20 protein-coding genes and 1 rRNA gene are annotated in these 24,115 nt (G+C 33.7%); 17 read left to right on the top strand and 4 right to left on the bottom strand.

Going from position 1 to position 24,115, the window contains the following annotated elements; genetic code table 11:
* The first annotated feature begins 313 nt into the window (after window positions 1–313).
* On the top strand, window positions 314–1,573 hold the full coding sequence (locus DNC80_RS12950) for an asparagine synthetase B (protein WP_182651589.1): 1,260 nt from the start codon (window positions 314–316) through the stop codon (window positions 1,571–1,573).
* 154 nt (window positions 1,574–1,727) lie between these two features.
* Here the strand turns inward: DNC80_RS12950 and cphA are convergent, their stop codons facing one another.
* The gene (gene cphA, locus DNC80_RS12945) at window positions 1,728–4,352 is read right to left on the bottom strand and encodes a cyanophycin synthetase (protein ID WP_182651588.1); all 2,625 of its coding nucleotides are present in this window, start codon (window positions 4,350–4,352) and stop codon (window positions 1,728–1,730) included.
* Between the two features lie 240 nt (window positions 4,353–4,592).
* Between cphA and DNC80_RS12940 the strand changes: the two genes are divergently transcribed.
* On the top strand, window positions 4,593–5,465 hold the full coding sequence (locus tag DNC80_RS12940; RefSeq protein ID WP_086455369.1) for a cyanophycinase: 873 nt from the start codon (window positions 4,593–4,595) through the stop codon (window positions 5,463–5,465).
* Between the two features lie 30 nt (window positions 5,466–5,495).
* The gene (locus DNC80_RS12935; protein WP_182651587.1) at window positions 5,496–6,338 is read left to right on the top strand and encodes an isoaspartyl peptidase/L-asparaginase; all 843 of its coding nucleotides are present in this window, start codon (window positions 5,496–5,498) and stop codon (window positions 6,336–6,338) included.
* Between the two features lies 1 nt (window position 6,339).
* On the opposite strand, the gene DNC80_RS12930 is transcribed toward DNC80_RS12935, so the two are convergent.
* Together DNC80_RS12930 and DNC80_RS12925 are read right to left on the bottom strand one after the other, a co-directional pair.
* Window positions 6,340–7,143 carry an endonuclease/exonuclease/phosphatase family protein gene (locus DNC80_RS12930; RefSeq protein WP_182651586.1) on the bottom strand — a complete coding sequence of 268 codons (804 nt, stop codon included), beginning with the start codon at window positions 7,141–7,143 and terminating at the stop codon, window positions 6,340–6,342.
* Between the two features lie 72 nt (window positions 7,144–7,215).
* Window positions 7,216–7,743, bottom strand: a complete 528-nt coding sequence (locus tag DNC80_RS12925; RefSeq protein WP_182651585.1) for a hypothetical protein — start codon at window positions 7,741–7,743, stop codon at window positions 7,216–7,218.
* A gap of 162 nt (window positions 7,744–7,905) precedes the next feature.
* Here DNC80_RS12925 and guaA point away from each other — a divergent pair, with 162 nt between their 5' ends.
* The 11 genes from guaA (at window position 7,906) to DNC80_RS12870 (ending at window position 21,040) form a co-directional block, all read left to right on the top strand.
* The gene (gene guaA / locus DNC80_RS12920) at window positions 7,906–9,435 is read left to right on the top strand and encodes a glutamine-hydrolyzing GMP synthase (RefSeq protein ID WP_182651584.1); all 1,530 of its coding nucleotides are present in this window, start codon (window positions 7,906–7,908) and stop codon (window positions 9,433–9,435) included.
* A gap of 113 nt (window positions 9,436–9,548) precedes the next feature.
* A complete protein-coding gene (locus DNC80_RS12915; RefSeq protein ID WP_182651583.1) occupies window positions 9,549–11,492 on the top strand; it encodes a LysM peptidoglycan-binding domain-containing protein in 1,944 nt (647 codons plus the stop codon).
* Window positions 11,492–11,893: an OsmC family protein gene (locus tag DNC80_RS12910; protein WP_144894235.1), complete on the top strand. Its 402-nt coding sequence runs from the start codon at window positions 11,492–11,494 to the stop codon at window positions 11,891–11,893. Before DNC80_RS12915 ends, DNC80_RS12910 begins: the two co-directional genes overlap by 1 nt.
* 61 nt (window positions 11,894–11,954) lie before the next feature.
* On the top strand, window positions 11,955–12,185 hold the full coding sequence (locus tag DNC80_RS12905; RefSeq protein WP_144894236.1) for a DUF3820 family protein: 231 nt from the start codon (window positions 11,955–11,957) through the stop codon (window positions 12,183–12,185).
* A gap of 150 nt (window positions 12,186–12,335) precedes the next feature.
* A complete protein-coding gene (locus DNC80_RS12900; protein ID WP_182651582.1) occupies window positions 12,336–13,949 on the top strand; it encodes a CTP synthase in 1,614 nt (537 codons plus the stop codon).
* 65 nt (window positions 13,950–14,014) lie between these two features.
* Window positions 14,015–15,922 carry a membrane protein insertase YidC gene (yidC, locus tag DNC80_RS12895; protein WP_182651581.1) on the top strand — a complete coding sequence of 636 codons (1,908 nt, stop codon included), beginning with the start codon at window positions 14,015–14,017 and terminating at the stop codon, window positions 15,920–15,922.
* Window positions 15,923–16,016: 94 nt separating this feature from the next.
* Window positions 16,017–16,730, top strand: a complete 714-nt coding sequence (locus tag DNC80_RS12890) for a toxin-antitoxin system YwqK family antitoxin (RefSeq protein WP_182651580.1) — start codon at window positions 16,017–16,019, stop codon at window positions 16,728–16,730.
* Between the two features lie 70 nt (window positions 16,731–16,800).
* Window positions 16,801–17,988 carry a tRNA 2-thiouridine(34) synthase MnmA gene (gene mnmA, locus DNC80_RS12885; RefSeq protein WP_182651579.1) on the top strand — a complete coding sequence of 396 codons (1,188 nt, stop codon included), beginning with the start codon at window positions 16,801–16,803 and terminating at the stop codon, window positions 17,986–17,988.
* 71 nt (window positions 17,989–18,059) lie between these two features.
* The gene (locus DNC80_RS12880) at window positions 18,060–19,673 is read left to right on the top strand and encodes a S8 family serine peptidase (protein ID WP_182651578.1); all 1,614 of its coding nucleotides are present in this window, start codon (window positions 18,060–18,062) and stop codon (window positions 19,671–19,673) included.
* A 14-nt stretch (window positions 19,674–19,687) separates the two neighbouring features.
* Window positions 19,688–20,632, top strand: coding sequence for a nitronate monooxygenase family protein (locus DNC80_RS12875; protein WP_182651577.1), 945 nt, complete (start codon window positions 19,688–19,690; stop codon window positions 20,630–20,632).
* Window positions 20,633–20,635: 3 nt separating this feature from the next.
* Window positions 20,636–21,040 carry a hypothetical protein gene (locus DNC80_RS12870; RefSeq protein WP_182651576.1) on the top strand — a complete coding sequence of 135 codons (405 nt, stop codon included), beginning with the start codon at window positions 20,636–20,638 and terminating at the stop codon, window positions 21,038–21,040.
* Window positions 21,041–21,056: 16 nt separating this feature from the next.
* Here DNC80_RS12870 and DNC80_RS12865 read toward each other — a convergent pair whose 3' ends face one another.
* The gene (locus tag DNC80_RS12865; protein ID WP_144894244.1) at window positions 21,057–21,488 is read right to left on the bottom strand and encodes a DUF4268 domain-containing protein; all 432 of its coding nucleotides are present in this window, start codon (window positions 21,486–21,488) and stop codon (window positions 21,057–21,059) included.
* 93 nt (window positions 21,489–21,581) lie between these two features.
* Between DNC80_RS12865 and DNC80_RS12860 the strand changes: the two genes are divergently transcribed.
* The 3 genes from DNC80_RS12860 to DNC80_RS12850 all read left to right on the top strand — a co-directional run.
* Window positions 21,582–22,232 carry a CoA pyrophosphatase gene (locus DNC80_RS12860; RefSeq protein ID WP_182651575.1) on the top strand — a complete coding sequence of 217 codons (651 nt, stop codon included), beginning with the start codon at window positions 21,582–21,584 and terminating at the stop codon, window positions 22,230–22,232.
* Between the two features lie 80 nt (window positions 22,233–22,312).
* Window positions 22,313–23,122, top strand: a complete 810-nt coding sequence (locus DNC80_RS12855) for a 1-acyl-sn-glycerol-3-phosphate acyltransferase (RefSeq protein WP_182651574.1) — start codon at window positions 22,313–22,315, stop codon at window positions 23,120–23,122.
* Window positions 23,123–24,048: 926 nt separating this feature from the next.
* Window positions 24,049–24,115: ribosomal RNA gene (locus DNC80_RS12850) — 16S ribosomal RNA — on the top strand; the annotation flags it as partial.

The following is a 24,115-nucleotide window of genomic DNA, read 5'->3' as shown; positions in this document are numbered from 1 at the left end:
TATTTTGTTTTAAAATTATTTTAAGAGAGGTATTGAAAACAAATTATATAGAAAAAAATTATGAATAGGACTAATAAGCACAGGCCTATTTTTTTTAAAATATCCAAAGGGTTCATGGGTGTATTATTAAGGCTGTTATTCCAAGTTTCATTTTTCATGGTTTGTTTATTTAGTTATCGCAAGTTAAGTTTAAACCAATAAGTGAGTATGCGTAGTTTTACGTGTTTTTATTCTTTGTATTTAAAATTAAATAGTTAAATTATTTACGCGTGAGTATCTTAGTTACTATATTTGATTTATAAATAAATTAAACATGCAAAAACGTTTTATTATACTTGTATTATTCTTGTTTTCTTGTACCATCAAAGCTTCTTTTTTATTGTTGCCCATGGATGAATCTGTACAAAAAAATCATTTAAAAGCATACGGAATAACGTTTTGGTGTCTAAATAAAAATTACAAAGCCAGCTGGTTGCTTAATTATAGAGGCGGTTCTTTTTTGTTACCAGACGCTGATGAAATTAGAAAAGAATGTCAGATACGGGGAGTGAGTTTTGAAATTCTTTCAGATCAAGAACAAGCCACTATTTTAAATGAGATTTCAAGTCCATCACAAAACATGGAATCGGTAGTACTTGAAAAAGCCCCAAAGATTGCAGTGTATACTCCAAAAGGGAAACAACCTTGGGATGATGCAGTAACGCTTGTATTGACCTACGCTGAAATTCCATTTACGCCCATATATGATGAAGAAGTTTTATCGGATCAATTGTTGCTTTATGATTGGTTGCATTTGCATCATGAAGATTTCACTGGACAATACGGAAAATTTTATAATGCTTTTAAAAATGTCCCTTGGTATATTGAACAAAAGAAAGAAGCTGAACTGCTTGCAACCAAATTAGGGTACACAAAAGTTTCTAATGAAAAAGGAGAGGTTGCCAAAAAAATCAGAGATTTTGTTGTAGGTGGCGGATTTATGTTTGCTATGTGTTCTGCAACAGATAGTTTTGATATTGCATTGGCAGCAGATGGGGTTGATATTTGTGAGGCTATGTTTGATGGTGACGCTAGCGAAGGCAATTATCAAACCAAGATGAACTACAGCAGTTCTTTTGCATTCAAGGATTTTACATTAGAACGAAAACCAGAGGTATATGAATTCTCGGATATTGATATGACCCCTAAACGAAGAATACCACCAGATAAAGATTATTTTACACTCATGGATTTTTCGGCAAAATGGGATCCCATTCCTAGTATGTTATGCCAGAATCATACCCAGTTAATCAAGGGATTTATGGGACAAACTACAGCTTATGATGCAGGGTTGATAAAATCTAATGTTTTAGTCATGGGAAGCTGTGAGTTAAATGCAGAAGCTAGGTACATTCATGGTCAAAAAGGAAAAGGAATGTTTACTTTTTACGGAGGTCATGATCCTGAGGATTTTCAGCACCAAGTTGGTGATCCACCTACTGTTTTGGATTTACATCCCAATTCTCCTGGATACCGCCTGATATTGAACAACGTATTGTTTCCGGCTGCCAAAAAGAAAAAATTGAAAACGTAAATCGTATTGAAAACAAAAAACCAGTCTTATGAACTGGTTTTCTGTTTTTTAGCCCTGATGGAAGTGGCATCTCCCGATTTTAAAAACAAGGCTTTTTGCCGTAGTTTTTAAGCGGGAATATAACGGACAGCAGGAATAGCTCCAAGAAAAAAAACTAAAACGTCTCTTTTTCGTTTTCTTTGTCAAGGTATTCTTGAACTATTTCAATGGCATTAGTTACTACATCACTCAATGCGGTGATAAAACTGCCTTCTTCGGCGCAATTGATAGCGTGTTTTATGGCTTCAGTTTCTTTTGGAATAATTTCGTAGGTAACATCTTTTCCTGAGGTTTTAATGCCTTCGAGAATTAAATTGATAATTTCTTCTTCGGTTCTTCCTCTTAAAAACTTTTCTTGTCTGATGATAATGTGATCAAACATGCGTGCTGCAATGTGGGCACATTCTCTAATATCCTCATCTCTACGATCTCCTACGCCTGCTATAATTCCTATTTTTTTGGATGCAGTTACGCTTTCCAAATAATCAGCAACTCCTTTATATCCAGATGCATTGTGTGCAAAATCAATTAGAACTTTGAATTTTTTAAACTCGAAAATATTCATGCGTCCAGGTGTTTGCGCTGCACTGGGAATAAATGTTTTTAAAGATTGACTAATATCACCCGTTTTGAAACCCCATAAATAACTTGCTAGTGTTGCAGCAAGAACGTTGGCAATCATGAATTTAGCTTTTCCTCCTAATGTTAGCGGGACCAGCGTAGCTTTTTCCACTCTTATTTTCCATTCCCCTTTTTTTATGGTTATAAAACCATTTTCATAAACGGCTACTGTTTTTCCTTCAGCGCATTGTTTTTTTATGAATTCGCTATCTTCATTTAAACTAAAGTAGGCTACATTGCACTGGAGTTCGCTTGCAATTTTAATGCAATGTTCATCATCACCGTTTAATACTGCCCAACCATTCTTTTTAATACTTCTTACCACAGTTGCTTTTACTCTGGCAAGATCACTCAGGGTGTGAATGTCACTTAAACCCAAGTGGTCTTCTTGAATATTTGTTATAATACCAATATCGCAACGGCTAAATCCTAGTCCAGATCGCAGGATGCCTCCTCGTGCTGTTTCTAGTACTGCAAATTCTACAGTAGGGTCTCTCAAGATATACTCGGCGCTTAATGGTCCTGTTGTATCACCTTTTTCCATCATGTGGTTTTGTACATAAATACCATCTGATGTGGTAAAACCAACTTTGAAACCATTATTTTTAACAATATGTGCAAGTAGTCGGGTAGTGGTCGTTTTACCATTTGTTCCTGTCACCGCAATAATAGGAATTCTACATGATTTTCCGGGAGGATAGAGCATGTCAATCACTGGAGCGGCAACGTTTCTTGGTAAGCCTTCTGAGGGAGCCAAATGCATTCTAAAACCCGGTGCTGCATTAACCTCAAGAATGACTCCGCCATTTTCTTTTAAAGGTTGTGTTAAATTCTCGGCCATGATATCAACGCCACATACATCAAGTCCTATAACTCTAGAGATACGCTCTGCTAGAAAAATATTTTCAGGATGCATCATATCAGTCACATCAACTGATGTTCCTCCAGTACTTAAATTTGCAGTTGATTTTAAAAATACCGTTTCACCATTGTTTGGAATGGTTTCAAGTGTGTAGTTTAGTTTTTCTAATAAATCTTCGGTATCACGATCAACATCAATTTGTGTCAATACATTTTCATGACCGTAGCCTCTCCTTGGATCTAAGTTAGTAGTATATATTAATTGTTGAATGGTATCAACGCCATTACCTACAACATGAGCCGGGACTCTTTTTGCTGCTGCTACCAGTTTGTTATCAATTACAAGAACTCTAAAATCAAAACCTGTTATGAATTTTTCTACAATCACTCGTTTACCATAGGTTTGAGCAAATGCAAGTCCTGATACAGCATCTTCCCAATTGGTTACGTTTATGGAAGCGCCTTTTCCGTGGTTTCCTCCCAATGGTTTAAGCACAATAGGATAGCCTATTTTTTTGATCACATCGGCTAAGCTTTCTTCATCAACACAAATACTTCCGCTGGCTACAGGAATAGAAGCATTCTCTAGCATTTTTTTTGTTTGTTCTTTGTTGCAAGCGATGTCAACTGCTATACTACTTGTTTTGCAGGTAATTGTAGCTTGAAAGCGCATTTGGTTTATGCCATATCCTAATTGTACTAATGAGTTAGTTCCAAGACGTATCCATGGAATATCACGCGAAACGGCCTCATCTACTATACTCCCTGTACTAGGTCCTAACCGAACGCGTTCTCTGATTTCACGCATTTTTTGCAAGTCGGCATCAATATCATATTCCTTACCAGCAATTAAGGCTTCGGCAATTGCAACGGAAGCTTCGGCAGCAAATAAACCTACATTTTCTTCAGTGTAACTAAAAACAACATTGTAAGTTCCTGGAGTTTTGGTTTCTCTGGTTCTACCAAAACCAGTTTCCATACCTGCTAAAGTTTGAATTTCCAGCGCAATGTGTTCAATTACATGTCCCATCCATGTACCTCGATCTACCCTTGAGAAGAATCCACCTCTGCAACCTTCGGAGCATCTATGTTCTATCATGCTGGGCAACATAGCTTCTATTCTTTCCCTAAAACCTTCGATTTTATTGGTAGGAAATTGCTCCATTTCCTCCAAATCCAATCGCATTTGGATTAATTTTTTTCGTTGAATACTCCAAATATTCGGTCCACGTAGGGCTTGTATTTTAATAATTTTCATAAAAGCAAAATGATTTTTTTAAGTGAAAGCCAAACAGATATTTCTATTTTTGAATTCGATATTTGAAGTATTTTTCAAAACCAATGCATCAAAAATTAAAAAAAAGAAAGCATTTTACTAATGTAGCCATTTTTCATATGAAATAAAAAATTTTATGCAATAATATACTCCAAACTGTATTTTTTTTAAATAAACGCCCTTGTAAATGGTACTTTTTAACTTTTTGGTTATTTTTGCCAAATGAATATACTTGGAAAACTGATAATTATAGGTGGTGCTGTAGACAAAGGAAGTTTTACAGAAACTGATTTAGATAAAAACGCAAATACCAATTTAAATTTTTTTGAAACTGGAATTTTAAAAAGAATTCTTAACGAGTCAAAGTATAAAGAGGAATCTAGAATAGAGATTGTTACAACGGCTTCAGTAATTCCGCGTGAAATTGGTCCCGAATATGTAAAAGCATTTACTTATTTAAATGCAAAGAACGTAGCTATACTGACTATTGAAAGAAGAGAGCAAGCAGCAGATCCCGAAGTTTTGGCACGATTAAAAGCGGCTGATATTGTAATGTTTACAGGAGGAGATCAATTAAGATTGAGTTCTATTTTGGGCGGAACTCCTTTTCACGATATGTTGCTTGATAAATATCATAATGAGGAGTTTATTTATGCTGGAACATCAGCAGGTGCAGCAGCAGCTTCAAACAATATGATTTACCAAGGCAGTAGCTCTGAAGCACTGTTGAAAGGAGAAGTTAAAATAGCGAGCGGTTTAGGACTTATTGATGGCGTTATTATTGACACGCATTTTGTTCAGCGCGGTCGTATTGGTCGATTATTTCAAGCAGTTGTGGGGAATCCAAGAGTTTTAGGAATAGGTCTTGGAGAAGATACGGGTTTGTTAATTACCAATAACAAAGAGATGGAAGCCATCGGGTCTGGACTTGTAATTCTTGTAGACGGCCGAGAAATTAAAGATACTAATCTGACTAAAGTAGAATTGGGGCAACCCATTTCCATTTCGCATTTGGTCACTCACGTAATGAGTAAGTTTGACACTTATAACTTGGATACACATAAAATGCACATTCAATCTTCGCATTATTTATAGATTTTTCAAACTTTAATGCTACACTCCATTATGAAACTAATTATACACGGCGGTTTTTTTTCGGAATCATCAACTTCAGATGATACTAAAATTGCAAAACAGAAAGCACTAGAAGAAATAGTATTGCGTTCTTATGAGTACTTAAAAACTCATACTGCTTCAGAAACTGTTGTTTATGCAGTTACCCAACTTGAAAATGATACTCTTTTTAATGCAGGAACGGGTTCACAAATTCAAAGTGACGGAAAAATTAGGATGAGTGCTGCTCTTATGGATGGCGAAACACAAAAAATGAGTGGTGTAATCAATATAGAAGCTGTAAAAAATCCTATTGAGGTAGCAGCTTTACTGATGCAACAAGACGATCGAATTTTAGGTGGATCTGGAGTTACTAATTTTGCTAGAGCGAATGGGTTTGAGTATTTTTCTACAGAAATTCCGCAACGAAGAGCTGAATATGAAGCCAAATTAAAAGCTACTGGAACAGGAACTGTAGGATGTGTAGCATTAGACCAAAATGGAAAAATTGCTGTAGCTACATCTACTGGTGGTAAAGGTTTTGAAATTCCAGGTCGAATTTCTGATTCTGCTACTGTAGCAGGAAATTATGCCAATGCTTTTTGTGGCGTAAGCATGACAGGAGTAGGAGAAGATATTGTAAGTAATGCTACGGCTGTAAAAATTGTTACCCGAGTAACTGACGGAATGCAACTAAAAGATGCTTTTGCTAAAACCTTCAATGAGTTACTACCTTATGATGGTTTTGCAGGTGCTATTGCTATAGATCACAACGGTACTATTTACCATCAAGATTCACATCCTAGTATGGTTTTTGCTAGTTTTGACGGAACCGAATTTAAGGTTTTTGAATAAATTAAAGCACCTTGAATGACATCCAAATAGGAATGTGATCAGATACTTTTCTAGCTTCTTCTAGTGAATTGAATTTATTGTAAAAATGAATTACTCCGGTATCTAAAAACGAAATTCGATTTAAATTGTAAAAGATATTGTCAAATTCTGACGCCAAATAAGTATTGTTTTGACATTTTCTTTTCAAAGATGTTTTTTGGTTTTGTAACGCCGATTTATATCCTAATTTTTTTAGCGGGCTAAAAACTGAATGCGACTGCGGACAATTAAAATCACCTAAAAAAACCAAATTAAGAGTTGGATACAAATTAGGTAAAAACTTGAAATGTTTGATTTCCGTTTCGGGCTGTCTACTTTTTGTAATGGCGTGAAAATTTACTAATGTGAATTGTTTTTTATCAAATTCAAAAGTGGCGTAATACGGTTCTCTATCTATTTCTAGATGGTATTTTTTTTCTAACCAAGGAGTTCCAATAAGTTTTACTCTGCTTGTTTTCCACAAAAAAGCATATCGCTCTGTTTTATAAGCGCTACTGGACGTAGGATTGCTGATGGAGTAATCCCATTTAGATCCTTTTCTATTTAGCTCATCTGCAAGCCTTGCCACTGCTTGTGCGCCACCGTAACCAGCAACTACTTCTTGTATGGCAATAATATCGTAATCTCTAGTGGTTTGTGCAATAAAATTGACGGTTTCATTGCTCTTTGATTTACCAAGATTTTCAATATTCCAAGAAATAACTTTGACTTGTCCAGTTAAAGACAACTGAACAAGTAAGAGTAAAAATAAAAAAATTGGTTTCAACGGTAAGTGTATTATAAGAATAAAAATCTTCGCAATTCTTAGTTTAGAATATCTTTTTTGGTTAACTGGATTTTAAAAAGGATCAGCAGTAACTCTAAATTTCATATTGGCTTTTACAGTAATATCCTGAGTCAAGGTTTCTTTTACAACAGCTCTAGTTCTAATAGTGTAAGATGGAGCTTTAACGTATTTGTCAAGTTTTGCCGAAGTACACGTTAGGTTCAAAGTAGTGGCAGTTGAATTAATGTCTTCTAAAAATGCTAATTCAATCTCGTCATTTGCATCTGTTGAAATAAACAATCGTATCGATTTTAGAAAACTAAATGATTTATTGCTAGGGTTAGTAATCGTTAATTTCAAATCAGTAATTTTCACATCCTTAACTAAATCGGCCTTCGTATTATTGTTTTCAAATGTGGCACTTGAATTTGTCGTAACATCAGGAGTGATAATTGTAAAAGCTGTCCCAACAGGAAAAGCACTGTCAATTTGTATACTTGTTTCATTGTCAATGTTAAAAGTGAGTAAATCATCAATTACATTGCAAGAAGTCGCAATCAATAACAATACAGCTATGATTAAAGAAGTTTTTGTTTTCATAATTACATTTTGTGAATTTATTTTTGGGATGTACGCAAATTTCTGTAGTATGGATTTTAGAAATTTTAAGTTTACATGTTGAGAATGGCATTGTAAGCAAATTAAATGAATATTTTTCAAAATTCAATTTTTCAATTCAAAATATAAAAAGTATTTTTGCGCATGCAACACAACGTACTTATTTTAGATTTCGGATCGCAATACACACAGCTTATTGCGCGTAGAGTTCGCGAATTAAATATATTCTGCGAAATTTTCCCATATAATCATTTTCCGAGTGATTTATCATCTTATAAAGCAGTAATTCTTGGAGGAAGTCCATTTTCTGTTCGCGCAGACGATGCACCCCATCCAGATTTATCTCAAATAAGAGGCAAACTTCCTTTATTAGCAGTTTGTTATGGAGCTCAATATTTATCTCATTTTAGCGGTGGTGAAGTAGCTGCATCTAATACAAGAGAATATGGTAGAGCTAATTTATCATTTATCAAGGAAGATGAGATTTTCTTTGAAGGTGTTTCTCCAAACAGCCAAGTTTGGATGAGTCATAGTGATAGTATTAAAGCGCTACCTACTAATGGTGTAAAACTAGCCAGCACTCATGATGTTGAGTTTGCTGCTTACAAAATTGAAGGCGAAACTACTTATGCAATACAATACCATCCTGAGGTTTTTCACTCAACTGATGGTTCTAAAATGCTAGAGAATTTCTTAGTAAAAATAGCTGAGGTTCCACAAACCTTTACTCCAAATGCTTTTGTTGAAGAAATGGTCTCTGAATTGAAAGAAAAATTACAAGACGATAAAGTTGTTTTGGGTCTTTCTGGAGGAGTAGATTCAACAGTGGCAGCAGTTTTATTACATCAAGCTATTGGTAAAAATCTATATTGTATTTTTGTAAATAATGGTTTGTTACGTAAAAATGAGTTCCAAAATGTATTAGACCAATACAAAGGAATGGGATTGAATGTAAAAGGAGTGGATGCTGGAGATCGTTTCCTATCCGAATTAGCCGGTGTAAGTGACCCAGAAACCAAACGTAAAATTATAGGCCGCGTATTTGTAGAAGTTTTTGATGATGAGTCAAAAATCATCGAAGATGTAAAATGGTTGGCCCAAGGAACTATTTATCCAGATGTAATTGAGTCGGTATCTGTAAAAGGACCTTCTGCAACTATAAAATCACATCACAATGTAGGCGGTTTACCAGATTACATGAAATTGAAAATTGTTGAACCACTCAGAATGCTTTTTAAAGATGAAGTAAGAAGAGTTGGTGCTTCACTGGGTATAGATCCAGAATTATTAGGAAGACATCCTTTCCCTGGACCTGGATTGTCAATACGTATCTTAGGTGATATTACAGCAGAAAAAGTACAAATTTTACAAGATGTAGATGCTGTTTTTATTGATGGATTGAAATCTTGGGGATTATATGACAAAGTTTGGCAAGCAGGAGCAATTCTTTTACCTGTTAATAGCGTAGGGGTTATGGGTGATGAGCGCACGTATGAAAAAGTAATTGCATTGCGCGCCGTTGAATCTACTGATGGTATGACTGCTGACTGGGTTCATCTTCCGTATGAGTTTTTAATGAAAGTTTCAAATGACATTATAAATAAAGTTAAAGGGGTAAATAGAGTGGTATATGATATCAGTTCTAAACCACCAGCAACAATTGAATGGGAATAGCACCAGTTCAATTAAAATAGCGTGATAATAAGCGCATAAGAATTAACGGTATCAGATTTTGGAATAAAATTTGATACCGTTGTTTGTTAAGGATTTAAAATTAATAAAAAAAGATGAAATATTTTTTAGCAGTATGCATGACAGCATTGTTGTTCAATTTGAGTACGCTTGCACAAAGTAAAGCTACAACTCACAAGGTTGAAAAAGGGGAAACTATCAATAGTATTGCTCAAAAATACAAAGTGACACCGTATGATATTTACCAGTTAAATCCAGATGTTCAAAAAGGATTGCAATTGAATAGTATTTTGTTGATTCCAAGTCCAAGTGCAAAAAAAGCTATTGCTTTACCAGTAAAAAAAGAGGCAACTGCAACAAAACATGTCATGGCTCCAAAAGAGACTTTGTATGGAATTTTGAAAAAATATGATATTACAACAGAGGAATTGCAAAAAGTAAACCCATTACTGGATGTGCAAGCTTTAAAAATTGGACAAGTTCTTGTGATTCCATCTAAAACGGCTTTAAAAAGTAATGTTCCTACGCAAGAAAAAGTGGTTAAACATATTGTTCTAGCTAAAGAAACTAAATATTCTATTGCGAATAAATACGGTATTACTATAGAAGAATTAGAGAGAAAAAATCCTGAAATTGTATCCAATTTACCCATAGGTTACGAGCTAATTATTAAAGGAAATCCAGCCAAAATTGAAAAGTCAGTTATAGCAACTGAAGTTAAAAAAGAGTCTGTACAAATAGTTTCTAAACCGGTTTCTTCTAAAGTAAATTTTATAAGCTATGTTGTAAGACCAAAAGAAACGCTTTATAGTTTGTCAAAAATATCTGGTTTAACTCAGGAAGAACTACTAAAAGAAAATCCAGCATTGGCTAATGGAGTAGAAGTAGGAATGGAGATCAAAATTCCAGAATCAGCTACTATCACACCGGTAGAAGCTATAAAAAAGGAATTTGCTGTCCTAACTAAGAAAAATAACGAGAGAAAGAAATTAGCCTTATTGTTGCCATTTAATGTTTCAAAAATTGAAAACGACACTGTAAATTCTATTACCGCACGCTTAAAGAAAGATAAATTTCTAAACATGACTTTAGATTTTTATTCGGGTGCTTTAATGGCAATTGATTCGGCAAAAACATTAGGGTTAAATGTAGAAATAAAAATACTAGATTCGCAAGAAACAAAAAATAGTTCGGCAGTGGCAGCATTGCTAAAAAGCAATAATCTTGATGAATCTGACGCGATAATAGGACCATTTTATCAAGCAAACGTAGAGAAAATGGCAGAGCTTGTTTTGCAAAACCAAGTTCCAGTAATATCTCCTTTGTCAAAAGAAAATGATGTTAAATTTGCAAACATATTCCAGTCGGTTTCTAATCCGGATGTAGTTAAGAATTCTATGTTTGACTACATGCGTGCCAAAGGTGGGAATATGATTGCAGTTGTAGACAAGAAAAAAGGTTCAGTAATAAAGTTTATTTCAGACAATCACAAAGATGTGCGTTTTGTACCTCTTACCGCTACAGGAGGTGTATCTGCTGAGAGTATTAAAAGTTTATTAGTGAAAGACAAGATGAATTATGTAGTCATGGAAACCGAAAATACAGGCATGATCAAGGCTACACTTTCTGCATTAATGAGTGCTATGGCAACTTACAAAGTACAATTAGTTATTTTAGAACCTAATGAAACATTAGATACAGATGAAATTAATTTTTCAAGTTTAACAAAACTGAAACTGATGTATCCTGCTGTAAGCCGTGAAAATGAATCTCCAGAGGCTTTAATTTTTGAAAAAGAATACAAAAAGAAAAACAAAGTGTACCCAAGTGTTTTTGCAACAAGAGGATTTGATGTTACGTTTGATACGCTTTTGCGTTTATCACAAGGTAAAAAGTTTGAGGAAACAACCTTTGAAGTTGCAACAGAGCAAGTAGATAATAAGTTTGATTACTCAAAAAACACCACGGGAGGGTATAGTAATAACGGAATTTATATCTTGTATTATGATACAGATTTAACGATTAAAGAAGCAAAGTAATGACATCAAGAGTAACATATTTAGGGGATTTAAGAACATCGTCGATTCATTTACAATCGGGTACAGAAATTCTTTCGGATGCACCAGTAGACAATAACGGAAAAGGGGAAGCTTTTTCTCCTACAGATACCGTTGCGAATGCATTGGCTACTTGCATGATGACTATTATGGGTATTAAAGCAAGAGATTTAAATGTTGATTTAAAGGGTTCTATTGCAAATGTTACTAAAATCATGAATGCAGAACCAAGAAGGATAGGTAAAATTGAAATCGCATTTGATATTTTTGGAACTCAAAATGAGAAAGAAAAAACAATATTAGAAAGAGCTGCCTTAACGTGTCCTGTCTTTTTAAGTTTACATCCAGAAATAGAAAAAAGCATTTCGTTTAACTGGAAATAATACTTAGTAATCAATACTTATAAAGCAAGAGATTTATTTCTTGCTTTTTTCTTTTTATAAAATGGATCAAAATCAAAAACAACTTATAAAACTGGCTCATACTAAAATGCCTTTTGGTAAATATGAGGGCTGGTTTTTAATTGAAATACCTGAATATTATATTGTTTGGTATGCCAATAAAGGCTTTCCAAAAGGTGAGTTAGGGCAACAATTGCAATTGGTTTATGAATTAAAACTTAACGGTCTAGAGGATTTGATTCGGAATATTAAAAAAAAATATCCCAAACCATAGCATTTAAATTTTGCTTTTAAGTTATCAATATGGGTTTATTTCTTCCGTTTTTTAAACTATAAAATCTCAGAAGTATATGTTCAAATAGTCCAATTAAATTTGTACTTTTGCCACGTTTTTTTACACAACTACAACACAAAATACAACAAAATGAATCAAACAAAATATATTTTTGTTACTGGCGGTGTGACTTCTTCTCTAGGAAAAGGAATTATTGCAGCATCGTTAGCAAAATTGTTACAAGCAAGAGGATATCGTACAACAATTCAAAAATTTGATCCGTATATTAATGTTGATCCAGGGACATTAAACCCTTATGAGCATGGAGAATGTTATGTTACAGATGATGGAGCAGAAACAGATTTAGACTTAGGTCACTACGAACGTTTTTTGAATGTGCCAACATCTCAAGCTAATAATGTTACTACAGGTAGAATTTATTTGTCTGTAATTGAAAAAGAAAGAAGAGGAGAGTTTTTAGGTAAAACGGTACAAGTTGTGCCTCATATTACCAATGAAATTAAAGAAAGAATGCAGTTGCTAGGCAATTCTGGGGATTATGATATCGTAATCACAGAAATTGGTGGAACTGTAGGAGATATTGAATCTCTACCATATATTGAGTCTGTTAGACAATTAGTTTGGGAGCTTGGAGAGCACAACGGTATTGTAATTCATCTTACCTTGGTTCCTTTTTTGGCTGCAGCTGGAGAATTAAAGACAAAGCCTACGCAGCACTCTGTAAAAACATTGATGGAAAGCGGTATTAAAGCGGACATACTTGTTTGTAGAACTGAGCACGAATTGTCAGAAGAATTGCGCAATAAATTAGCTCTTTTTTGCAATGTAAAACGTGAAGCGGTAATACAATCTATAGATGCTTCAACTATATATGAGGTTCCAAATTTAATGCTTGAAGAAGGATTAGATGTTGTAGCTTTGAAAAAATTAGATTTACCAAAGAAAGCAGCACCGGATTTAAAAAACTGGAACATCTTTCTAAAAAGATTGAAAAACCCGAAGCATACTGTCAACATCGGTTTAGTTGGGAAATATGTAGAAATGCAAGATTGTTACAAGTCTATTTTGGAGGCTTTTATTCATGCAGGCGCAGCCAATGAAACAAAAGTGAATGTAATTTCAATTCACTCGGAACACTTAGATGCTAGCAATATCAAAGAAAAATGTGCAAATTTAGATGGGATTTTAGTAGCACCAGGTTTTGGAGAAAGAGGAATAGAAGGTAAGATAGCTGCTGTACAATTCGCTAGGGAAAATAAAGTTCCTTTTTTCGGAATCTGTTTAGGAATGCAAATGGCGATCATTGAACAGGCAAGAAATATTTTAGGGTATGCTGATGCCAATTCTACTGAAATGAATGAACACACAGCACATCCTGTTGTAAATTTGATGGAAGAACAAAAAACAGTTACTGATAAAGGTGGTACCATGCGATTAGGTGCTTGGAAATGTGACATCAAAAAGGATACACTTGCCTACAAAATTTATGGAAAAGAAACCATATTTGAACGTCATCGTCATCGTTATGAGTACAATAATGCTTATGTGAATCAGTTAGAAAATGCTGGATTGATTTCCTCGGGAGTAAATCCTGAAACAGGATTGGTAGAGATTGTAGAGATTAAGGATCATCCTTTCTTTATAGGTGTTCAATACCATCCAGAATACAAGAGTACCGTTGCAAATCCGCATCCTATTTTTGTTAATTTTGTAGCAGCTGCAGTTCAAGCAAAAAAGAAATAGTAAGGATGTAGTGAAACATTTACTCAAACTTGCTACTAATAGATTAAACACTTTTAAATATTAAAATGGAACAAAAAAAATTTGACCTCAATTCAATTATCGGTTTTGCCTTAATTTTTGTAATCTTGATTTTTATCATGTATCAAAATCAACCGGACCCAAAGGTGGTTGCAGCAGAAAAAGCACAAAAGGCATTGCAAATTAAAGAGGCAAAAGCAAAAGCTCTAGAAGTAAAAAAAGTTGAAATTGCTGCTCAAGCTGTTGCCGAAACTGGGGATACAACACAACTGGCACAATTAGAAAAATCTTTAGGAAGTTTTGCGTATTCTGCAACTTTGCCATCTGCAAAAGCAAGCGTAACTACAATTGAAAACGATATTGTAAAACTTACAATAGCTAATAAAGGAGGGTATATTGTTGAGGCTACTTTAAAAGAGTTTGAAAAATTTAAAAAAGGGTCAGGACAATTAGTCCAATTGATTAACGACAACAACGCTAGTTTGAATGTACAGTTGATCACTTTGGACAACCGCACTTTAAACACTAAAGATTTATATTTTGAACCATCATTAACAAAAATTGGTGCAGACCAAGTTTTGTCTATGAAATTAAAGGCTGGAGCCAATGAGTTTTTAGAGTATAAATATATCTTGAAACCAAATGATTACATGATTGGTTTTGATATTCGTTCTCAAGGTCTTCAAAAAGTGTTGAATACTTCAAAACCTTTAGATTTAGAGTGGAATTTAAAGGCAAATAGAAATGAAAAAAGTATTTCTTACGAAAATAAATATACTGAAATATATTTTGAGCACAAAGACGGTAAAATAGACTATGCTGGACTTGGAGCTTCTGAGAATGAGTTGCTTGAAAAACCTACATTTATAGCTTTCAAACAGCATTTTTTCTCAACTATATTAGTTTCTAAAACTCCATTTGAGAACGCTCAAGTAACATCAACTAACTTGATGAAAGATGAAAAAGTAGATACAACATTTACTAAATCATTTAAAGCAAATATTCCATTAGCGTTTACTAATGGTGAAATTGATCACAAATTAAGTTGGTACATGGGACCATCTGATTATAAAACATTGGCTAGTTATGATTTGAATTTAGAGAAAATTGTAACAATGGGTTGGGGAATCATCGGATGGATTAATCGTTTCATATTTGTACCATTATTTGATTTCTTAGGATCATATATTGCCTATGGTATTGCAATTATAGTTTTTACTATTTTGATAAAATTGGCTATGTCGCCTATAACTTTCAAATCTTTCTTATCTCAAGCAAAAATGAAGTTATTGCGACCTGAAATTGCTGAATTGGGAGAGAAGTTCAAGAAAGATCCAATGAAAAAGCAACAAGAAACAATGAAGCTTTACAACAAAGCGGGCGTGAATCCTATGGCTGGTTGTATACCGGCATTGATTCAAATGCCTTTTTTGATGGCTTCGTTTCAGTTTTTCCCATCCGCATTTGAGTTAAGACATAAAAGTTTTCTTTGGGCAGATGACCTTTCATCTTTTGATGAAATTGTAAAATTGCCTTTTTACATTCCTTTTTATGGAAATCATATTAGTTTGTTTCCTATTCTTGCAGCGATAGCTATTTTCTTTTATATGAAAATGACATCTGGAGACCAGCAAATGGCAGCGCCACAACAAGAAGGTATGCCAGACATGGCGAAGATGATGAAGATCATGATTTACGTTTCGCCAATAATGATGTTGTTTTTCTTTAATAGTTATGGAGCTGGATTGAGTTTGTACAACTTTATATCAAACTTGGTTACTATATTAATCATGTTGGTAATTAAAAAGTATTTCATTGACAGTGATAAAATTCATGCACAAATTCAAGAAAACAAACTGAAAGAACCCAAAAAACAAGGTAAGTTTCAACGAAAGTTACAAGAAGTAATGGAACAAGCTGAAGCTCAAAAAGCATTGGACAAAAAGAATAAATAAATTAAATCTTTTAAAAACTCTCGAATTTTCGAGAGTTTTTTATTTTACTAAATAATTTAACCACCTTAATTTCGTTATAATCTAAAAATTTAAGATGAAGATAATTTTAAAGAAAACACTTTTTGTTTTGATCTTTTTGAATTCGTATTTTTTCTATGCCCAAACCGATTTTAACAAATACGATGACAAAGGCAAAAAACACGGGTTATGGAAGGGAGTTTATGAAGAATCCAAAAGACCTCGTTATGAAGGAACATTTGATCATGGCAAGGAAACTGGTATTTTTAAATTTTATGATGATACAAAGGCCATGTCTGTTATAGCAACTCGTGAATTTAATTTAAAAAACAGTGCTGCTTACACAATATTTTTTGATCAAAAAAGCAATAAAGTCAGTGAAGGAAATGTGATAAACAAACTTTTTGAGGGACAATGGAAATATTATCACCAAGCCTCAAAAACCATTATGACTGTTGAGAATTATGTAAAGGGTAAATTAGAAGGTGTTCGTTATGTTTACTATCCTAACGGTGCTATTGCAGAAGAAATTAGTTATAAAAATAATTTAAAAAACGGTCTTTATAAAAAAATTGCCGAAAACGGAGTTGTTCTTGAAGAAACATTTTATAAAGACAACATTTATAACGGTTCAGCAATTTTTAGGGAAGCAAGCGGATCAATTGCTTCTCAAGGTCAGTTTGTAAATGGAAAAAAAATGGGTATTTGGCAATTTTATGAAAAAGGAAAACTTGTCAAAGAAACAAATATGAGCCTGCAAGAAAAAAGTAAAAACACCAAAAACAATTAAAATATTCTTGGGAATTTCTAAAGTAAATCTTTTGTAACTTTACACCCTTAAATACTATAATTTTTTTTAGATGAAGCGTGTTGTTGTAGGACTTTCAGGTGGTGTAGATTCAAGCGTTGCAGCTTATTTGTTGCAACAAGAAGGATATGAAGTTATAGGATTGTTTATGAAAAATTGGCACGATGATTCAGTGACTATTTCTAATGAATGTCCTTGGTTAGAAGATAGTAACGATGCTCTTCTTGTTGCTGAAAAATTAGGTATTCCTTTTCAAACAGTTGATTTAAGTGAACAATATCAAGAGAAAATTGTGGATTACATGTTCAATGAATATGAAAAAGGTAGAACTCCAAATCCAGATGTTCTTTGTAATAGAGAGATAAAGTTTGATGTTTTTATGAAAATTGCTTTGAGTTTGGGAGCTGATTTTGTAGCTACGGGACACTACTGTCAAAAAAGTGAAACTGAAATTGAGGGTAAAACAGTATATCAACTAGTTGCTGGTGCTGATGTTAATAAGGATCAGTCTTATTTTTTATGTCAATTATCTCAAGAACAATTATCAAAATCATTGTTTCCGATAGGTGCATTGACCAAACCTCAAGTTCGTGAAATAGCAGCTCAAATGGAACTTGTAACAGCCGAAAAGAAAGATTCTCAAGGTCTTTGTTTCATTGGTAAAGTGAGGCTTCCTGAATTTTTACAGCAAAAACTTCAGCCTAAAGAAGGAGCCATTATTCAAATTGATAAAGAGCATCCTATATATCAGCAAGAAAACAAATCAGGATTAACGGTAGAAGATTCACTCCGTATTGAAGCTACAAAAATTGCTTATACGCCAGAGATGGGGAAATTAATGGGTAATCATAAAGGAGCTCATTATTTTACTATCGGTCAGCGTAAAGGTTTAAATGTAGGCGGAACAAAAGATCCTTTGTTTATTATTGCAACGGATGTAATTACAAATACAGTTTATACAGGTCTTACAAGTCAGCATCCAGGTTTATTTAAAAAGGCATTACGAATTTTAAAAGACGAGGTGCACTGGGTACGAGAAGATTTGGCATTAACCAATGGTGAATCTTTAGAAGTAATGGCACGTATACGATACCGTCAGCCATTGCAAAAAGCAACATTACATCAATTTGAAAATGAAATGTTTATTTCTTTTGAAGAACCACAATCAGCAATTACCGAAGGGCAATTTGCAGCTTGGTACTTAGGAGAAGAATTAGTAGGCTCTGGTGTGATTTCATAATTTTTTAGAATTTCTTTGAACACATAATAGATCAATTTTAAATTTTTATACATTTAATAATACAGGGCAATATGAAAAAAAAATACTTCATCTTATTATTTATATGTACATCTTTACTTCATGCGCAACAAGATGCTTGGGTGTATTTAAAAGACAAACCTAGTGCGTCAACATTTTTTAATGCACCATTAAAAATGCTTTCGCAAAGGGCATTAGACCGACGAAGTACTCAGAAAATTGACTTAGATGCAAAAGATGTTCCAATAGAAAGTACCTATCTTAACCAAATAAAAAGCAAGAGCGGAGTTTCTGTTATGGCTACTTCAAAATGGCTTAACGCAATACATGTTAGGGGAACACAAACAGATCTAAATACATTGAAAGCATTACCATTTATTGAAAAACTTGATTTTGCAAATAAAGCGTTGAACAAATCAGCCAAAAGTATTGCGGTTAAAAAGGAAAAAAATGTTTCAAAAACAGCAAAGACGAAGATAGAGTATGCTTACGGCACATCATCTAATCAAATTCAAATGCTAAACGGGCATTTATTACATCAACAAAACTATACTGGTTCAGGTAAGATTATTGCAGTTATGGATAGTGGTTTTCCAGGTGTTAATTCAGCCCAACCATTTAAGCGATTAATAGACAACAATCAAATTTTAGGAGGTTATAACTATGTTCTAAGAAATCCAGATTTTTATACGGGGACTTCTCATGGAACATCGGTACTCTCTACAATAGGAGGCTTTAAGGAAAATCAACTTGTTGGTACAGCACCAGATGCTTCTTATTATTTGTTTATCACTGAAAATGATACATCTGAAAACCCAGTAGAAGAATCACTTTGGGTTGAAGCTGCCGAAAAAGCGGACAGTTTAGGTGTAGATATCATCAATACTTCTTTGGGTTATTTTGATTTTGACAATACATCTTACAATCATACGTATAGTGAAATGGATGGTAAAACAGCATTTATGTCCCGTGGAGCTGAGATTGCTTTTTCAAGAGGAATGATTGTAGTTAGCTCTGCAGGTAATTCTGGTGCGTCTTCCAATCCATATATAGCAGTTCCTGCAGATGCAGTTTCTGTTTTAGCTATTGGAGCCGTAAATGCAAACGAAATTAGAACTTCGTTCAGTTCAATAGGTCCTTCTTTTGATAATAGAATAAAACCAGACGTTATGGCTCAAGGTCAGTCAGCCATTATTTCAGATCCTTTGGGAAATATAGTAACAGCTAATGGAACTTCTTTTTCAAGTCCAATATTGACAGGTTTAGTAGCTTGTTTGTGGCAGGCCTTACCTAATAAAACAAATAAAGAAATTAGAGAAATAATAATCAAGTCGTCAGATAGATTTGCGGCTCCAAACAATCTATACGGATATGGAGTTCCAGATTTTAATGCTGCTTTCTCAGATCAGTTAGATTTAAATGAAATAGCAGTTAATGAAGTAGTTATTTATCCTAATCCCACTGCCGATCTACTATCTTTAATTTTGCCAAAAAATAGTACATCTGGAATAATACAATTTTTTAATACTGCAGGACAAAAAGTTTTTGAAAAAAAAATGGAGAATAACGACTCATCAATTTCAATTAAAGAACTCCAAACCGGATTGTATTCATACAAGTTCCAATCTCAGGATTTCATTAAAACTGGAAAAATTTACAAACAATAGTTATAGTTAGACTAATGAATAAAATTACGACACTTTTTAATATTAAGTATCCAATAATTCAAGGTGGAATGATATGGAATAGCGGTTACAAACTTGCAAGTGCGGTAAGTAATGCCGGTGGATTAGGGTTAATTGGAGCAGGATCTATGTATCCAGAGGTATTACGGGAACACATTCAAAAATGTAAAAAAGCAACATCAAACCCATTTGGAGTTAATGTGCCTCTTTTGTATCCCAACATTGAGGAAATAATGAAAATTATTGTAGAGGAAGAGGTGAAAATTGTATTTACATCAGCTGGAAATCCAAAAACGTGGACTTCTTATCTAAAGCAAAATGGAATAACGGTTGTTCATGTAGTAAGCAGTTCTGTTTTTGCATTAAAATCACAAGAAGCAGGGGTAGATGCTGTAGTTGCTGAAGGTTTTGAAGCAGGAGGTCATAATGGAAGGGAAGAAACCACGACACTCACATTAATACCAATGGTAAAGGAAAAAATTCAAATACCATTAATTGCTGCAGGAGGGATTGCAACTGGCCGAGGAATGCTTGCCGCAATGACATTGGGTGCTGATGGGGTTCAAATGGGGAGTAGGTTTGTGGCTTCTGTAGAGTCTTCGGCACATATTGATTTTAAAAATACAGTCGTAGAAGTTAAAGAAGGGGATACCCAACTTACATTCAAAGAGCTTGCGCCTGTTCGATTAATCAAAAATAAATTTTATCAAGACGTTCAGGATTTATACGCAACTTGTCCTACTAATGAGGAATTGATACAATTACTTGGAAGAGCAAGAGCTAAACGTGGTATGTTTGAGGGTGACCTAGTTGATGGTGAATTGGAGATAGGTCAAATAGCGGGTGTAATTCATAATGTAGCACCTGTAAGTGTAATTATGAATGATATTTTAGAACAGTTTGAGGAGGCCAAAAATGAAATTTCAAAAATTAATTTTTAAGAGATGAGAGTGAGCATTAAATTTTTAATTATACTGTTTTTTATAATAACGGGACCAGTTTTATACAGCCAAAATTATAAATTCAAAACTTCGTCCTTAAGTGTTTCTACAAAAAATGAAAAAGATAAATGGGGGGAGTGGTCCGTGCCAAAAAATGTGAATCTAATTGTTACATTAGATACTAAGAAAAATAGAATAGTTGTTTATTCTCAAATTATCCAATTATTTGAAATCGTCGAGTATTATGATACTGATGAAAATGATATTGATAAAGTTGATACGTTTTATTGTAAAGACAATCAAGGAGAAGAGTGTACTTTGTCTATAATCACTAGAAAAAAACAAGAAAACAGAAAACAACTTTACATTAATTATGAGGATAGGATAATTGTCTATAATCTTATTTAATCCAAAAAGGTTGGTTTTATATGTCTTTAATATAAGAGTCGTATTCAAGATAAAATAACTCTAACGCATTCATTTTTTCATAATAAAAATCAAATATTTCATCCCAGTAGCTTCTATTACTCACACTCACGTGTAGTTTTTCAACCCAAATGCGACTAATAGTTTTCCCACTCTCTAAAGTATAGTCTTGCTCATATACTAGGGATGATATGTACTCTTCTTTTAATATGTTTTTTAAGGAAACAAGTTTTTCAAAATAGGCAATTCTTTTTTCGGTACTTCTATGTTCAATATCAATAAGTACTTGAGCTTTTTTATTGTCTACAAAAAACTTAAATGAAAAGTCTTTAATTTTTGTGTCATAGAGCAACCATTTTCTAGGGTATTTTTCAGCAAATGCTATCCAAAATTCTCGTTTTAATCTCTGGTTTTCCTCTTTGCTATACATGTGTAAGTATTTTGTTTGTGGTAAAATTTGCTATACTCTATTATCTAAACTACATTTAGATTTTATTTCAATTTGCAAAAATAGACATTGATTATGGATTTTCAAGAATTTTTAGAGATTGTTCCAGAAATAATAAATTCCCATTTACCAGCTTTTGACGCACACATAAAAATGGCTCCTCTTGAAAGAATAGAAAGCCTTAAAAAGGTAGATATTTCAAATGAAATTCATAGGTTAGCTTCGGTTTTAATGCTTTTGTATCCCAAAAATGGAAAAGTCCACTTAGTTCTTATTGTTAGGAATTCGTATGATGGCGTACATTCAGCTCAAGTTGCATTTCCTGGTGGAAAACATGAAAAAGACGATTTGGATTTTTCATACACCGCATTGCGCGAAACACATGAGGAGATTGGAATTGACCCAAGTAAAATTAAAATCATTAAACCTTTTACAGAATTGTATATTCCACCAAGCAATTTTATGGTATATCCGTTTTTAGGAATTAGTAAAGAACCTCTCGATTTTATTCCTGATCCACTAGAGGTTGCTCAAATAATCGAAATACCCTTGATGCTACTTCTAAACAATGAAATTCTCGTTAACAAAAAGCAAATTACCTCTTATTCAAATGAGATTTTTGTTCCTGGTTTTAATATTAATGAACATATTGTTTGGGGAGCAACAGCAATGATATTAAGTGAACTGAAAGAGGTTTTGATTCAGGTATTACAACCTAATAGTTAATCATAGTTTTATCATTTTTCACATATTTTCGCAATTATTTTTTTTCGTAAGTTTGCATTTATTATAAAATTCAAAAAAATATGGGATTATTCAAAAGAAATCCTTTCGGACATATACTCTTTATCAAAAAATGGTTGATCAGAATTTTTGGAGCTTTTACGCACCGCAGGTATAGAGGCTTTAATGAACTTCAAATCGAAGGATCGGAGATCATCCGAAACCTACCAGATAATAATGTACTGTTTATATCAAATCATCAAACTTATTTTGCTGATGTGGTGGCTATGTTTCATGTATTCAATGCAAGCCTAAGTGGTAGAGAAGATAATATTAAGGACGTAACCTATTTATGGCAACCTAAAATGAACATTTATTATGTTGCTGCTAAGGAAACCATGCGTGCAGGACTTTTACCAAGAATTATGGCTTACGCTGGAGCAATTTCTGTAGAACGTACCTGGCGCCAAAAAGGTGTTGATGTCACAGAAAAAAAAGATATCAATCCAGATGATACCGAGAATATTAAAATTGCTCTCAAAGATGGTTGGGTAATAACATTTCCTCAAGGTACTACAAAATCATTCAAACCAGTACGTAAAGGCACTGCTCACATTATAAAACAACACAAGCCTATAGTGGTACCTATAGTTATTGATGGTTTCCGCCGTTCCTTTGATAAAAAAGGGTTGCGCATGAAAAAGAAAGGCATTCTTCAGTCGTTTATAATCAAAGAGCCACTTGATATTGATTATGCAAATGACACCATCGATGAAATTGTAGAAAAAGTAGAATATGCAATTGAGCAACATGCATCGTTCTTAAAAGTAATACCTGCTGAGATCATTCAAGAAGAAGAGGAACTAAACAAAACCCGTAGGTGGGAATATTAAATTTTTTTAGCTGGGCGTTTCCTTATATAAAACAACAAGAGTAGCAGTTGATCCTGCTACTCTTATTGTTTTATATAAGGTCGGGCTCTACGCTACAAGTCCTCGTTCCTTCCTTTGGGTCGTCACTGTGGGCTTTTCGCTGCTATCCCTAACGCGGTTTGAGAATGTATAAGTCCTTTTTGTTGGAGAAGATAAGCACTACCTATATATAAAAGTTTGTGATGTTGTTATTGTGGTAAAGGTGCTACCTATATATAATAGATAAGGATTCTATTATTGAGTGGATATAAACCGTTAAACCTTATATATAGAATGGTGTCAAATGCCCATCAATGCTATGATTTCACAGTAAAACTATCTTAATTCAAATTAGCTGAAAAAAAGTTTATGCTTTAAGAGTCGTTTAATCAGTGCTTTAGTTTAAAAGTTAAGAAAAGATTAAAAAAAGGTTCAAAAAAAGCTTGTAAAAGCGAATAAAGGTTGTAGTTTTGCACCCGCAATGACGCAGATGTTCTTTAAAATACTGGCAAGAAAAACAAAGTGAATAGAGATTTAATCTTTAAAAAAAACTTTAAAAAAAGCTTGTGAGATTTAAAAACGAAAGTTATCTTTGCACCCCGCAAAACAACGGAAGTTCCTTGAGAGATTGATAAGAGAAAGAGAAGCAAACGAGATAAAAATTATCTCAAAAAAAACTTCAAATTTTCTTGCCAGTTAAAAAAAGAATAACTAATTTTGCGCCCGCTTTGAGAAACAAACGAAAGGCGAAAAAATAGTAAGAACACGTTCCTAGACATATTGAATTGACAGCCGTTTTGTTCGCAAGAACAGAACATAAAGAATAAGAGTAATAGAATCGGAAGATTTGAAAAAACCACTAGAATTTAGTCGAATAACAATAGCTTGATTTATCAAGCAAACAATATACGATGAAGAGTTTGATCCTGGCTCAGGATGAACGCTAGCGGCAGGCTTAACACATGCAAGTCGAGG

The organism is Flavobacterium sp. SOK18b (assembly GCF_014156605.1).
Taxonomy (GTDB): domain Bacteria; phylum Bacteroidota; class Bacteroidia; order Flavobacteriales; family Flavobacteriaceae; genus Flavobacterium; species Flavobacterium tiangeerense.
The sequence above is the reverse complement of the archived record's forward strand: the minus strand, read 5'-3'. Positions and strand labels throughout refer to the sequence as shown.

Bases quoted from the DNA above. Each gene is read 5' to 3' on its own strand.
- DNC80_RS12900 (WP_182651582.1), top strand. From the start codon at position 12,336: ATGAATCAAACAAAATATATTTTTGTTACTGGCGGTGTGACTTCTTCT.
- cphA (WP_182651588.1), bottom strand. From the start codon at position 4,352: ATGAAAATTATTAAAATACAAGCCCTACGTGGACCGAATATTTGGAGT.
- guaA (WP_182651584.1), top strand. From the start codon at position 7,906: ATGCAACACAACGTACTTATTTTAGATTTCGGATCGCAATACACACAG.
- DNC80_RS12950 (WP_182651589.1), top strand. From the start codon at position 314: ATGCAAAAACGTTTTATTATACTTGTATTATTCTTGTTTTCTTGTACC.
- DNC80_RS12910 (WP_144894235.1), top strand. From the start codon at position 11,492: ATGACATCAAGAGTAACATATTTAGGGGATTTAAGAACATCGTCGATT.
- DNC80_RS12860 (WP_182651575.1), top strand. From the start codon at position 21,582: ATGGATTTTCAAGAATTTTTAGAGATTGTTCCAGAAATAATAAATTCC.
- DNC80_RS12880 (WP_182651578.1), top strand. From the start codon at position 18,060: ATGAAAAAAAAATACTTCATCTTATTATTTATATGTACATCTTTACTT.
- DNC80_RS12855 (WP_182651574.1), top strand. From the start codon at position 22,313: ATGGGATTATTCAAAAGAAATCCTTTCGGACATATACTCTTTATCAAA.
- DNC80_RS12875 (WP_182651577.1), top strand. From the start codon at position 19,688: ATGAATAAAATTACGACACTTTTTAATATTAAGTATCCAATAATTCAA.
- DNC80_RS12935 (WP_182651587.1), top strand. From the start codon at position 5,496: ATGAAACTAATTATACACGGCGGTTTTTTTTCGGAATCATCAACTTCA.
- DNC80_RS12925 (WP_182651585.1), bottom strand. From the start codon at position 7,743: ATGAAAACAAAAACTTCTTTAATCATAGCTGTATTGTTATTGATTGCG.
- DNC80_RS12890 (WP_182651580.1), top strand. From the start codon at position 16,017: ATGAAGATAATTTTAAAGAAAACACTTTTTGTTTTGATCTTTTTGAAT.
- DNC80_RS12865 (WP_144894244.1), bottom strand. From the start codon at position 21,488: ATGTATAGCAAAGAGGAAAACCAGAGATTAAAACGAGAATTTTGGATA.
- DNC80_RS12870 (WP_182651576.1), top strand. From the start codon at position 20,636: ATGAGAGTGAGCATTAAATTTTTAATTATACTGTTTTTTATAATAACG.
- yidC (WP_182651581.1), top strand. From the start codon at position 14,015: ATGGAACAAAAAAAATTTGACCTCAATTCAATTATCGGTTTTGCCTTA.
- mnmA (WP_182651579.1), top strand. From the start codon at position 16,801: ATGAAGCGTGTTGTTGTAGGACTTTCAGGTGGTGTAGATTCAAGCGTT.
- DNC80_RS12940 (WP_086455369.1), top strand. From the start codon at position 4,593: ATGAATATACTTGGAAAACTGATAATTATAGGTGGTGCTGTAGACAAA.
- DNC80_RS12915 (WP_182651583.1), top strand. From the start codon at position 9,549: ATGAAATATTTTTTAGCAGTATGCATGACAGCATTGTTGTTCAATTTG.
- DNC80_RS12905 (WP_144894236.1), top strand. From the start codon at position 11,955: ATGGATCAAAATCAAAAACAACTTATAAAACTGGCTCATACTAAAATG.